Annotated in this window: 11 protein-coding genes and 1 riboswitch; of the genes, 7 read left to right on the top strand and 4 right to left on the bottom strand. The window is 56.1% G+C overall.

Annotation, left to right across the window (positions count from 1 at the left end):
- The first annotated feature begins 25 nt into the window (after positions 1-25).
- A riboswitch (Lysine riboswitch) is annotated at positions 26-196 on the top strand.
- 99 nt (positions 197-295) lie between these two features.
- Positions 296-1,642, top strand: coding sequence for a lysine-sensitive aspartokinase 3 (lysC, locus tag QWF21_RS17265; protein ID WP_330089301.1), 1,347 nt, complete (start codon positions 296-298; stop codon positions 1,640-1,642).
- A 37-nt stretch (positions 1,643-1,679) separates the two neighbouring features.
- On the opposite strand, the gene ytfE is transcribed toward lysC, so the two are convergent.
- Positions 1,680-2,360, bottom strand: a complete 681-nt coding sequence (gene ytfE / locus QWF21_RS17260) for an iron-sulfur cluster repair protein YtfE (RefSeq protein WP_330089300.1) — start codon at positions 2,358-2,360, stop codon at positions 1,680-1,682.
- A gap of 161 nt (positions 2,361-2,521) precedes the next feature.
- On the opposite strand from ytfE, the gene norR reads away from it, so the two are divergent.
- Genes norR through QWF21_RS17245 form a run of 3 tightly spaced genes read left to right on the top strand, consistent with a single transcriptional unit; the run spans position 2,522 to position 5,329 of the window.
- Positions 2,522-4,135 carry a nitric oxide reductase transcriptional regulator NorR gene (norR, locus tag QWF21_RS17255; RefSeq protein WP_330089299.1) on the top strand — a complete coding sequence of 538 codons (1,614 nt, stop codon included), beginning with the start codon at positions 2,522-2,524 and terminating at the stop codon, positions 4,133-4,135.
- Positions 4,132-4,557 (top strand): YbaN family protein, encoded by a 426-nt coding sequence (locus QWF21_RS17250; RefSeq protein WP_330089298.1) that lies wholly within the window; start codon positions 4,132-4,134, stop codon positions 4,555-4,557. Before norR ends, QWF21_RS17250 begins: the two co-directional genes overlap by 4 nt.
- Positions 4,541-5,329 carry a HesA/MoeB/ThiF family protein gene (locus QWF21_RS17245; RefSeq protein ID WP_330089297.1) on the top strand — a complete coding sequence of 263 codons (789 nt, stop codon included), beginning with the start codon at positions 4,541-4,543 and terminating at the stop codon, positions 5,327-5,329. The genes QWF21_RS17250 and QWF21_RS17245 overlap by 17 nt, the downstream gene beginning before the upstream one ends.
- 20 nt (positions 5,330-5,349) lie before the next feature.
- Here QWF21_RS17245 and QWF21_RS17240 read toward each other — a convergent pair whose 3' ends face one another.
- From QWF21_RS17240 to QWF21_RS17230, 3 genes are all read right to left on the bottom strand, one after another.
- Positions 5,350-5,748, bottom strand: coding sequence for a putative zinc-binding protein (locus tag QWF21_RS17240; protein WP_330089296.1), 399 nt, complete (start codon positions 5,746-5,748; stop codon positions 5,350-5,352).
- 122 nt (positions 5,749-5,870) lie between these two features.
- A complete protein-coding gene (locus QWF21_RS17235; RefSeq protein ID WP_330089295.1) occupies positions 5,871-7,070 on the bottom strand; it encodes an NnrS family protein in 1,200 nt (399 codons plus the stop codon).
- A complete protein-coding gene (locus tag QWF21_RS17230; RefSeq protein ID WP_330089324.1) occupies positions 7,057-8,340 on the bottom strand; it encodes an MFS transporter in 1,284 nt (427 codons plus the stop codon). The genes QWF21_RS17235 and QWF21_RS17230 overlap by 14 nt, the downstream gene beginning before the upstream one ends.
- A 319-nt stretch (positions 8,341-8,659) precedes the next feature.
- Between QWF21_RS17230 and QWF21_RS17225 the strand changes: the two genes are divergently transcribed.
- The 3 genes from QWF21_RS17225 to QWF21_RS17215 all read left to right on the top strand — a co-directional run bounded on the left by QWF21_RS17225 (position 8,660) and on the right by QWF21_RS17215 (position 12,415).
- The gene (locus QWF21_RS17225; protein ID WP_330089294.1) at positions 8,660-10,141 is read left to right on the top strand and encodes a NarK family nitrate/nitrite MFS transporter; all 1,482 of its coding nucleotides are present in this window, start codon (positions 8,660-8,662) and stop codon (positions 10,139-10,141) included.
- 11 nt (positions 10,142-10,152) lie between these two features.
- Positions 10,153-11,883 (top strand): protein kinase domain-containing protein, encoded by a 1,731-nt coding sequence (locus tag QWF21_RS17220; RefSeq protein ID WP_330089293.1) that lies wholly within the window; start codon positions 10,153-10,155, stop codon positions 11,881-11,883.
- Between the two features lie 226 nt (positions 11,884-12,109).
- Positions 12,110-12,415, top strand: coding sequence for a hypothetical protein (locus tag QWF21_RS17215; RefSeq protein WP_330089292.1), 306 nt, complete (start codon positions 12,110-12,112; stop codon positions 12,413-12,415).
- The last annotated feature ends 385 nt before the right edge of the window (positions 12,416-12,800 follow it).

Here is a 12,800-nt window from a genome sequence, read left to right as displayed (position 1 = left end):
GAGTAGCGCCGTCCATCGAATTCGATAGACCAGAAGAGGCGCGTTGTTCAGGTAGCCTGTGTCAGATGTCTGTTCATCGCAGCACAGGGGAGGGGAACATCGCCGAGGAGCGTACGGAACAGAACGTATGGCTTCGGTTGCCAGGGCTGAATCCCTGGGACTGTCACCTGAACCCTGGTGGAGAGCTTCTGGCCTTTGTGTACTGCTAAACAGCGCGCTTGTTTTTGCTGCCTGCCTGTTTCCGTTGTTATCAAATGCCGTGCTCTGCTTATTGTTGCTGCATAAGGAGAGATCCATGTCTGAACTCATCGTTGCTAAATTTGGTGGCACCAGTGTCGCCGACTTCCCGGCCATGTCCCGTTGTGCCGATATTGTGCTGGCCGATCCCCGTATTCGGGTGGTGGTGGTCAGTGCCAGTGCGGGTGTTACCAATCAACTCGTCGCCATTGCCCAACAAACCGAATTGCATGCCCGTTTTACGGCCTACACCGATATCGAGCGCATTACCATGGCGGTGTTGCAGGCGCTGCAGCACCCGGAAGCAGTGGCAGCACAAATTGATTTGCTGTTATCCGAGCTGCGCCAGCTGATTGAACAAGCCGGCCCGGTTTTTAGTGTGCAGCAAAAAGACGAGTTGCTGTCCTTTGGCGAGCGGTTAAGTTCGGTGCTGTTTACTCAGGTATTGGCCGAGCGTGATGCGGCTGTGGCCTGTTTCGACAGCCGGCTGGTGATGCGGACCGACAGTCACTTTGGTAAAGCGGAGCCCCAGGTTGAGGCCATCCGTGCTTTGTGCCAGCAGCAGCTGCAACCGCTGCTTGCCAGTGAGCGATTGGTGATGCAGGGTTTTATTGGTGCCGATGCTCAGGGGCAAACCACAACGCTGGGACGGGGCGGCTCCGATTACAGCGCCGCTTTGCTGGGCGAAGCCCTGGATGCGACTGTGGTGCAAATCTGGACTGATGTGGTCGGGATTTTTACCACTGATCCCCGATTAACCGAGCAAGCGCGTTGCATCCGCGAAATCAGCTTCGATGAAGCTGCGGAAATGGCGACCTTTGGTGCCAAAGTGCTGCACCCGGCTACCTTGTTGCCCGCTGTGCGGCAGAATATCCGGGTTTTTGTTGGCTCCAGCCGTGAACCGCAAGCCGGTGGTACCTGGATTGCCCGTGAGGTTACTGAGCGTCCGGCTTACCGCGCCATTGCTCTGCGTAAATCACAAACGCTGATCACGGTGAAAAGCCCGGCCATGTTGCATGCCGCAGGCTTTTTAACCCGGGTGTTTGATGTGCTAAGCCGTCATCATATTTCGGTGGATTTGGTCACCACTTCAGAAATCAGTGTGGCCCTTACTTTGGATGAAGCCCCAGGCAGTGCCTTTGACAGCTTAACGGAAACCGCCATTGAGGAGCTGCGCCAGTTGGGGGATGTTCAAGTGGAGCATGGCTTGAGTCTGGTGGCCGTGATTGGCAATCATTTGCACAGCAGCCGCGGCATTACCGGTGAGTTGTTCCAGGCGCTGGAAGGGGTGAATATGCGGATGGTTTGCCACGGTGCCTCCAAGCACAATCTGTGCTTTTTGGTGCAGGATGCCGATGCCAGTCCGGTGGTGAAACAATTGCATCAGAGCCTATTTGCGGTTTAACGCTAACTCAGGGAGCCGAAGGCTCCCTGAGTGCTGATTATTGGCAACTGCCACAACAGATGCCGTCACCATGGGCTGGCTGAATAAATAAGATCTCGTTCTCCAGCAAAATGTGCTCCATCAGATCCTCTTTTAACTCGCGCAGCCCCAGATACAGGGCGGTCCAGGTGTTGCAGGCGCCTTGCGGCAAACAAATGCCATCGGTGAGCTGATCCAGTTTTTCCAGCTCGTCACCGTGCTGTAAATGCTCTTGTTGCATCACATAAATGGGGCCTGCCGGGTAGATGCCCTGACGCAGCATCGGAAACAGGATTTGCTCTTCTTTTTGCATATGGCTTTCCAGCTCCTGCAGCATCGCATTCAGATGATCGGCCAGGCCAGTCGGACAGTCCGGGCTGTCGCCATGCACCTGCTCGACCCGGCGCGCCAGCCGGATCAACTCTGGTAGCTGCTGGCGGTGTTTGTCGTGGTAGCGCTGTAAAATGTAGTCAATCAACTCATGGGCCGGGGCCTGTCGCCAGTCTTTTGCCAGTGGCTTTTGCTGCAGCGCCTCCAAAGCTGCCAGCACCGGGCCTGTTTCCAGACCACGTTTTTGCAGGGCTTCAGCCAGGCTTTGCTGGCCGCCGCAGCAAAAATCCAGTTTGTACTGATGAAACACCCGGGTGGCACCACTGATTTGGGTGGCCAGTTTGCCAAGGGGTTGGGTTAGTAATTGCATGGGTACTCCTGCTATCGATTGGGTTGTCAGCTTGCTATTTGCTCCCTGCTAAGAGCAAGGGCCATGCCAGCAACTACCACCTTTGATTCCTATAGCTTTTTCGGGCTGCATGGTATATTGCACCCTAAAGCAAATGGTGAAATTAACCCTGGGTGGTGAAAATGACGGTATTACCAACCATCATACTGGCCGATCTGGTGACCGAGTTGCCGGCACCGGTCCGGCTGCAGCGGCTGGTCAGCAATCTGATGGCTGAGTTTGGCTGCGGCGCTGTGGTGTTGCTCCAAAAGCAGCAGGATTATTTAAAGCCGGTTGCGATGCAAGGGCTGGCTCGCGAAGCGCTGGGCCGGCACTTTGTGGTGGCGCATCATCCAAGGTTAGCGACCATTATGGCCAGCCGGCAACCGGTTCGGTTTGCACCGGACTCCAGCCTGGCCGATCCCTACGATGGCTTGCTGGATGCTCAGCCGGAGCAGCCCTTGGCGGTGCATGATTGCATGGGCATGAGTTTGTTTGTGGAAGGCGAATGCTGGGGCGCCATTACCCTGGATGCGCTACAAGCCGGCACCTTTGATGCGGCCAGTGAAGCACGCTTGCAGCACTACAGTTTTTTAATCGAGGCCATTATCCGGGTCTGTCGGCTGGAGCGGGACAACCGGGTGCTGCGGCAAAGCCGCAGCGACAGCGAGCCCCGACTTGTCGCCAGCCAGGCGGATAGCGGTATCATTGGTCAGAGCAAAGCCCTGCAGCAGGTGTTGCGACAGCTCGATGTGGTGGCCGACTCCGAGCTGCCGGTACTGCTGCTCGGCGAAACCGGTACCGGCAAAGAGCTCTTTGCCAGACGTTTGCACCAGTTATCTCCCCGCAGCAAAAAGCCGCTGGTGTACATCAACTGCGCGGCCTTGCCGGAAACCCTGGCCGAAAGTGAGCTGTTTGGTCATGTCAAAGGGGCATTTTCCGGTGCCGGCCAGGACAGGGCCGGCCGTTTTGAAGCCGCCGATGGTGGTACCTTGTTTTTGGATGAAGTGGGTGAGTTGCCACTATCCATTCAGGCCAAACTGCTGCGGGTGCTGCAAAACGGCGAAGTGCAGCGCCTTGGCACCGACAAGCCTTGCCAGGTCAATGTACGCATCGTCGCTGCCACCAACCGTCAACTGGCCGAGCGGGTGCAGCAGGGCGAATTTCGGGCCGACTTGTACCACCGGCTGTCGGTTTATCCACTGCCTATTCCGCCGCTGCGTGAGCGTGAGCTGGATATTTTGCTGTTGGCTGGTCATTTTCTGGAGCAAAACCGGGTGCGGCTGGGATTTCGTAGCCTGCGTTTTGCCCCCGAGGCGGAGCAATTACTGCTGCAGTACCACTGGCCGGGCAATGTGCGCGAGCTGGAGCATGTGCTGAGCCGGGCAGCCATTCAGGCGCTTAGCCAGGGCGCCAGCCGACAAGACATTGTGACGCTGCAGGCCGACTGGCTGCGGCTGGCTGATGCTCAGCAAACTGCTGCCACCGCGCTAACAGAAACGGCAGCTACAGCCGACTTGAACGGTTTAACACTAAAACAAACAGTCTTGAACGGTTTGACGATGAAACAAACAGTCTTGAACGGTTTAACGATGAAACAAGCCGTACAATGCACCCAGCGCCAGCTGATCCAGGCGGCTTTGCAGCAACATCAGCAGTGCTGGGCCGATGCGGCCCGTAGCTTAGGGGTGGATGCCAGCAACCTGCACAAACTGGCGCAAAAGCTGGGCCTGAAAGCGAGCCGGGGGCACCCATGAGTACTGTTAAAGCCTGGCACTGGTTAAAGGTATTGCTTTGGCGCTTGCTGGCTATTAAAGCCTTGCTGCTGGGGCTGCTTGGGATCCCATTGCCGGGCCTGCCTACCGTGCCTTTTTTATTGCTGTCGGCCTGGGCTGCGGGCAAAGGCTGGCCGGCGCTGGAGCTGTGGCTGCTGCAGCACCCGCGTTATGGCCCACCTATTTTAGCCTGGCGTCAGCACGGCGCTGTATCACGCCGTGCCAAATGGCTGGCCAGTCTGATGATGAGCGGCTCGGTGCTGCTGATGTGGTTTTCGGCGGCCCCTGTGCTGTTAAAAATTATTCTGCCACCCTTTTTAGCCGCTGTAGCCACCTGGTTATGGCTGCGTCCAGAGTCGGTATCGGTCAATCCGATGGAGAACCCCCATGACCAAAGCACGTAGAGAAGCGCTTAAAGAACTGACCACCGCACAAAGCATGCGCTACAGCCGCCATCTGATGCTGCCGGCGATGGATTTTGCCGGCCAGGAGGCCTTACTGGCCTCGCGGGTTTTGCAAATTGGTGTCGGTGGTCTTGGCTGCGCAGCGGCACCTTATCTGGTTGCCAGCGGCATCGGCGCTTTAACGCTGGTGGATGATGATACGATTGATAGCAGCAATCTGCAGCGGCAGATCCTATTTCGTGAAGCGGACCTGGGTCACTCTAAAGCCGAGGTGGCGCTGCGTCATCTAAGCGGTATGAACCCGGATACTCAGCTGAGTGCTCTTACCCGGCGATTCGAGCAACAGGAGCTGCAGACGATGCTGGCCGATTACGATTTGGTGCTTGATTGCAGCGACAACCTGGCCACCCGCAATGCCATCAATGCAGCCTGCTTTGCTACGGGCACGCCGCTGGTATCCGGTGCGGCCATCCGGCTGGAAGGCCAGGTGATCAGTTTCCCGATGGATGGCAAGCACGCCTGCTATCAGTGCTTAAGCCAGTTGTTTGGCGAGCAGCAGCTCAGCTGCATGGAGTCGGGCGTGTTATCGCCTTTGGTGGGCGTGATTGGCAGCATGCAGGCGCTGGAAGCGATTAAGATCCTGGCCGGCGTGGGCGAACCTGGCTATGGCCGGCTGCAATTGTTTGATGCGCTGCAAGGACAGTGGCAGTCGTTTCAGCTACCGGCAGATCCCCACTGCGCGGTCTGTGGCCAGGGGGCTGGTGCCAGTTAGGGCTAAGCTGCTGGTCCGGATCAGGCTTTAGTATGAACAGCCAGCTGTGGCAGCACTTCGGTTTGCACCTGATGCAGCAAGCGATAAGCGTCGCTGATGCTGCAATCCTGATGATCCTGTTTTTTGTAGCCGAGACTGGTTAGCTCCAGATGATAGGTCGGTACTATGTCGTGCTGCGCCAGGGTTTGGCGCACACAATTGAGTGGGCAACCATCAATGGCCAGGATTGGCCGGCCGGATTGCGCTACTTTCAATAGCTGTTTGACATGGCCGCCCACCCCGGCAATGCAAGACATCTGGGCCAGCCCCTGGCGATCCAGTACTACGGCCAGATCATTGGCCAACTGGGCGACATTGGAGCAGCCGGAACAGGCATAGACCAGGGGTTTTTGTGTTAAGTCGAGTTCTGTTGTTGCCATGCGTAGTGTTCCCATTTTTTTAGTCGGAAACTTCAGTGTAGGCAGCTGCAGCAGCAACAGTTTGATGTGCATCAAAGATGCGAAGCCCTTACCCCATCAGAGGTAAGGGATCCGTGGTGTACTTACCCCGGCCGGCCATCGGCTCTTGGCGTAGTGAGTACCGGCCAGTACAGCAGGCAGTAACAGCCAAACGCCAGCACCCAGCCGCCAATGGCCAGCTGGTACCAATACAGCGCAAAACCCGGTAGCCACTGCGCCAGTACCCGCAGCAGGACAGCAGCAATCAGCAGCACAAAAGCCGCCGCCATTACCGGTTTGGGTTGCAGCATACGGCCGGTATGGCCCAGTGAGACCCGCGCCATCATCGCCAGGATCATCACGCCCATGGCACCCGCCGTCAGGGCATGAATGGCGGTGCTTTGGCTGACTGCCAAACCTGCTGCTTTGGCAGCGAACAGCGCCAGCCCAACTGGAATAAAGTAGCAGGCGATATGCAGCGACCAGAGCAAGGCCACCCGAAAGGTCAGCCAGATTTTGACCCGGAGCAGTCGCCACAAGCAGAGTAAGGCAGCCGTGGCATAGAGCAGCGCCATCAGCTTGGTCGGTAGCCAGCTGGTCAGCAGAAAAAAGTGCAGTACAAAGATCAGCCAAAGCGAACCAAGCGCGGCCTTATCCAGCCAGGGCTTGGCTTCGATGCGCGGTGTTTGGGTGCCATTGGCGGTAAACATCGGCAGCACCCTACCGGAGACGATGGCCATCACCAGGGTAATCAACCAGATGGTATTCAGCATGCCGTGTTGGCTGTACAGCGGCTGGTCCAGCAGCACTCCGGCGTGCATCAGCGCATTGCAGGCGGTCAGTAGCAGCAGTACCGGCACAAAAAACAGATTACGGCTTTGGCCGGCTTTTAGCAGGATGCGGCCAAACAGCAGTGCCGCCAGAGGTAAAAAAGCCAGATCAACCGCTGCCACCACAGCGCCGGGCAGCGAACCACCAAACAGCATCAGGGCCCTGGCGGCCAGCCATACCAGGGTAAGCCAGAGCAGGGGACTGCCATGGGGAGCGCGCAGGCCGGTCCAGTTTTGTACGGCGGTCAGCAAAAAGCCGACAATAATGGCAGCGACAAAACCAAACAGCATTTCGTGTTGGTGCCAGAACAGCAAGTCGCCATAAGGCTGCAAGGTAATCAGGCCGCTGAGAGCCAGCCCCCACAGCAGCATGGCCAGCAAGCTAAACAGGGCACCGAATAAAAACAATGGCCGAAAGGCCTGGCGCAGCAGGGGTTTTAACGCTTCTTCCTGCTGTACATCAGTGATTTGCATCGTCGTTGTCCTCAAAAAAGTTACTGGCAAGAGCTGCCTGCAGTTGCTTTTGCACTTGTTCGCTGCGAATGGCAAAAAACATCATGGTCATGCACAGTGCCAATACGGCGTACAGCACCATAAAGCTGGCACTGGCAATGCCAAGCGCATCCTGAGCGGCACCAAAGGCAATCGGCAGGGTGCAGCCACCCAAAGCGCCGATGGTGGCGATAATGCCACCGACCGAGCCCATCTGCTGCGGGTAATGGTCGTGGGTTATTTTCAGCACACTGGCGCGGCCAAAGCCCTGGGCCACGCCGATGACAAAAATCAGCGCGGTAAAAAGCCAGACATTGATTTCAATGGTCAGCTCGACATCGCGCTCCAGCCCATGAATGGTCATGGTGGTGGGCGGATAGCTCAAGAAGAACAGACACACCAGGCAGACCCAGAACACGCTCCAGTTGACGGCGCGGCCACCGTAGCGATCGGCAAACCAGCCGCCCAGTGCCCGGGCCATGCTGGAGGTGGTGACAAAAAACAGTGTAAAAGCCATCGCCTGCTGCAGATCGAGCTGGTAGGCCTGCATGTAGTACTGCGGCAGCCAGAGGATCAGCGCCAAAAAACTGCCAAACACAAAATAATAATACAAGCCAAACCGCCAGACCTGGGAGTGACGCAGCGGCTTGAGCTGTTCACGCCAGGGGGGCTGATAGCTTTGCACATAGGCTGGCAACCTGGGAGCAAAACCAGCAAACAGCAACAGCATAAACAGCAAGCCAGCGGCATAGGCCGGCCCGGTCCAGCTCCAGCCCTGCCAGTACACCAACAAGGGCAGTAGAATCAGTGAAATAGCAGCACCGGCATTGCCAGCACCAAAAATGCCCAGCGCCAGGCCCTGCTGCTCGCGACTAAACCAGTCGGTGACATAGCGAATGCCCAGGGTGAAGGAAACACCACTGACGCCAATCCAGAGCCCAAGCCAGAAAAAGCCCTGAAAACTGCCAATCAACGGCAGCAGCAACAGCGCCGGTATCGTCAGCGCCATTTGCCACAGCCACAGGCTGCGGGCGCTTTGGTACTCCGACAGAATACCCAGCGGGAAACGCAGCAAAGCACCGGATAAGATAGGAGCCGACAGCAAAATACCCAGCTCGGTCCCGGTTAAGTCCAGCTTGTCCTGAAAATCGATGGCCAGTACCGCATACAGGGTCCAGACCGAGAAATTGGCAGCAAAAGCCAGGGTCGCAATAGTCAGGGCGCGCCAGGCGTGGGGCAAGGTCGCATTCATAGCATAAGGCTCATCTGGCTGTGGTTCCCGCGTTGGGTGATCTTTGTCATGATACCCAGCTTTTATCCGGCTTGCCCGGCTCCCAGGGAATACCCCGAAGAAGCTTTTATTCATGCACTGCTTCCTGCGACTACTCCGTTGGGGGTAGGGGGTTCAGTGGTGATCGGTGCTGGCGCTTGCGTGCCGTTATCACCAAAGAGGTAATCCAGCTTTTCCTTGTAATTTCAATGGTTTTTCCTGTTGATGCAGATCAAGTTATGCTCAGGCAAAGGCGCAGAAACTGGCGCCAGGAATTGTCCTTTCACACCCGAGGTGAGTTATGTCTGACACTGGCAGTCTGAATCTGCTGCGATTCAGCGACCCGAAAATTAAAACTTTGCACCTGACCTGGTTTGCGTTCTTTTTAACCTTTGCGGTCTGGTTTGCCCATGCGCCGTTGCTGTCGTCGATCCAGGCCAGCTTAAGCCTGACCGATGCGCAAATTCGCGCTCTGCTGATTTTAAACGTAGCCATCACCATACCGGCGCGGATTGTGGTGGGGATGTTGGTTGATAAGTATGGCCCACGCATTATTTACTCGATGCTGTTGGTGATTTCGGCTTTTCTCTGTATCGGTTTCGCTTTTGCCAATACGTACACCAGTCTGGCGATTTTCCGCTTCTTATTGGGTTTTGTCGGCGCTGGTTTTGTGATTGGCATTCGCCTGGTCAGTGAGTGGTTTCCGGCACATCAGGTGGGTACAGCAGAAGGCATTTACGGAGGCTGGGGCAACTTTGGCTCGGCGGCGGCGGCCATGTTACTGCCCACCATTGCGCTGATGTATGGTGGCGATGATGGCTGGCGCTACGCCATTGCCAGTGTCGGCGTGGTGTGTGGCCTCTACGGCCTGGTGTTTTACAAGTACGCCCGCAATACCCCCAAGGGCTCGATTTACTTCAAGCCAAAGAAAACCGGGGCGATGGAAGTCACCAGTTGGGGCGATCTCTGGTTGTTGATTGCGATGAACATTCCAATGTACCTGGCACTCGGGATCCTGGCCTGGCGCTTGTCACCGGCCGGTGTAAACCTGTTTGATGAGAGCTGGATGTATATTTTCCTCGGCGTTCTGGTGGTGCTCTTTATCTTCCAGACCCAGCAAACCTGGCGCATCAATGCCGAGCATTTGCGCGAGGGGGTGCCGGAAATGCAGAAGTATTCCTTTAAGCAGGTGGGGATTTTGAATGTGGCCTACTTTGCCACCTTTGGCTCGGAGCTGGCGGTGGTGTCGATGTTGCCGCTGTTCTTCCTGCAAACCTTTGAAGGCTTAACGCCGGTCACAGCGGGCTTATTGGCATCCGGCTTTGCCTTTATGAATCTGGTATCGCGGCCGATGGGCGGCTGGTTCTCGGATAAATTTGGCCGTCGTCGCAGCATGCTGGTGCTGATCGCCGGTCTGGCGGTGGGGTATTTCCTGATGGGGCTGATTGACATCTACTGGTGGATCCCGCTGGCGGTGCTGGTGACCATGGCCTGTTCCTTCTTTGTGCAGGCCGGTGAGGGCGCTGTGTTCTCGATGATCCCGCTGATCAAACGCAGCATGACCGGCCAGATCGCCGGTATGGCCGGCGCTTACGGCAATGTCGGCGCTGTGGTCTATTTGACCGTGCTGAGTTTCGTCAGCTACAGTACTTTCTTCTTTGTGATTGCGGCTTCGGCGCTGGTAGGGCTGGTGGCGATTGTGTTCCTGGACAATCCGAAAGGCCATATCACCGAAGTGCTGCCGGATGGTACCGTTCACACCATCGACGTTGGCCATAAATAACGGGGATTGCATTGAGCGCACCGCTGCTGCAACTGACCATCGCCGCCAGCTCGGAAGCTGGCGGCAAAACCGGCAACGAGGATGCGGTCTGCTGGCAGCTGCCGGACGATCCCTACCTTCGTACCTACAAAGGCGCGGTGCTGGCACTGGCCGATGGGGTCAGCAGTGCCGAAGCTGGTCGCGAGGCCAGCCAGGCGGCCGTCACGTCTTTTGTGCAGGATTACCTTAATACTCCCGATACCTGGTCGGTCCGCCAAAGCGCCGAACAGGTGCTCTCTACCGTTAACTTACGCTTGTACCGCCGCAGCCATGCCTTTGCCAATGAACTGAAAGGCCATTTGTGCACCTTCAGTGCTCTGGTACTGAAATCCCATACCGCGTATTTTTTCCATGTTGGTGACAGCCGCATCTGGCACTGCCGAGGTAGCCAGCTCAGCCAGCTTAGCACCGATCACAGCACGGTATTGCAGGACAAACGGCAGTTTCTGGCGCGGGCGCTTGGCATGAGCAACCAGTTGCAACTGGATGCTGGCCGCCAGCAGCTGCAGCCAGGGGATTGGTTTGTGCTGAGCAGCGATGGCCTGCACGACTTTGTGACTGAGCAGCAATTGCTGGAGCAACTGCTTAGCGACAGCAGTGCCGAACAAAAAGTGCAGGCACTGACTGAGCTGGCGCTTCGTCAGGGCTCGGATGACAATATTTCCATCGTGCTGGCCCGGGTGGATGCACTGCCCGCCGAGAGCATCGACGATTACAACGAGCGCTTAACCCGGCTGCCGTTTCCGCCGGTGCTGGCGCCAGGGATGAAAGTGGATGGCTACCGCATCGAGCGCGAGCTCTATGCCAGTGAACGCAGCCATCTGTATCTGGTGACCGATACCGACACGGAAAAGAGCCTGATTTTAAAATGCCCGTCGGTCAATTACAGCGACGATCCCAATTACATTGACCGCTTTATCCGCGAGGAGTGGATTGGCAGCCGCATTCAAAGCCTTTATGTGGTCAAAGTGATCCGGCAAAGCCGGCCGCGCAGTTTTTTGTATTATCTGATGGAATACGTGCAGGGTCAGAGCCTGGAGCAGTGGATGGCGCAGCAGCAGCCGGTCAAACCTGGCCGGGCCATCAAGCTGGTGGAGCAAATTGCCAAGGGTCTGCAGGCCTTTCACGACTGTGAGGCCATTCATCAGGATCTAAAACCAGGCAATATCCTGGTCACGGCCGATGATCAGGTCAAAATCGTTGATTTTGGCTCGGTGTTTGTTGCCGGGGTGGCCGAAATTTTTGTGCCGCTGGAGCACGAAGCGGCGCTTGGCACCGCCAGTTATTCCGATCCTTTGTACCTGCAAGGGCACAATTCCGGCATTCAGGGCGATGTCTATTCACTGGCCACCATCTGCTACGAGCTGTTTACCGGCCAGTTGCCTTATGGCAGTAAAATCGAAGATTGCCGCACCGCCAGTGATTTTGATCGCCTGCGCTACATCCCGGCCCGTGAGCACAACCCACGTATTCCGCTGTGGTTCGACCGGGCGCTGGAAAAAGGCGTGGCCTTTGACCTGCAGCAGCGTTACACCACCTTGCAAAGCCTGCTGCGCGATTTAAAACAGCCCAACCCGGACTTTCTGCGCGAGGAAGTCAAACGCAACACCCGCACCAGCAGCCTGCTGTTCTGGCAGCTGCTGTCCGGCTTTTGGTTTATTACCTTGCTGCTGGTGATTTGGTTGTTTTTGTTGCAGCGCTAGGCTGGCAAGCCCGTCCTCAAAAATTAAAAAGAAATCGTTCCTGAGTTTTATTGCAACAACTTGCGAGTTTCATGCTTGTAGGCTGCTGTAACAAAAAATAAGGCAGAAAAAATCCCTTGATTTACATTTAGATGCAGGCTTAGACTGGAAAGATTGAATAACTCAAAGGACGTTTTGGTCGCAACTTGCGGGTTCTTGTCCTTTGAATAAGCTGTTAGAGGTACTCATGCCGAACTCCGAAACTAAGTTAAAGCAAGCGCTAGCTGAGGCGTTGAGTAAAGCCGAGGAGAGAGGTGATCTCGTCATTGCTACCAGCATCGTGAGTGATATTACAGCACCAATGGCTGAAGCAGTTAAAGCTGCATACGCGGGCATATTCACGACCCAAGAGTTGGCGGCTTTGAGCAATCTAGTTTTCCAGGCTACTTCTGACAAAGATTTTTATGATTGGGAAATGCCAACTCTAGTTGGCTATACACATGAAGAGATGCTGAAACTAGGTGCAAAGCTCCGTGCACTCGCAGTCCTCTAACAATCGGCTGTTGTCGCCCCTCCGGGGCTGGGACGGCCTTTTCGCCACTACGCGGCTACAAGTCCGCCCCAAAGCCGGGCGTTGGTATGACTCCCCACGTCAAGCAGGTTGAGCATATTTCTGCTCACTAAAGAACCATCTTTTTTGCTGTTAAAGCGAGTTAATGCACCAGATGAAGCAGGTAATTTCGTCGGTTTACATGCTGGTATCCGTGGATTATCAGCTGTCGCTGACAGCGCCTACCTTACTTTCTCCGCCGTGGCACCTGTCTTCAGTCTAGGTTCGAGGTTCAACAGCCGCAAGGCTGTTGCCATCCTAACGCCGTCGGTGGTTGTGCCACACCCGATGCTTGATCCAATGCATTAACTCTAACCTGTTGCTCATG

The organism is Alkalimonas mucilaginosa, from assembly GCF_036327005.1.
GTDB classification, from domain to species: Bacteria; Pseudomonadota; Gammaproteobacteria; order Enterobacterales; family Alteromonadaceae; genus Alkalimonas; species Alkalimonas mucilaginosa.
The sequence above is the reverse complement of the archived record's forward strand: the minus strand, read 5'-3'. Positions and strand labels throughout refer to the sequence as shown.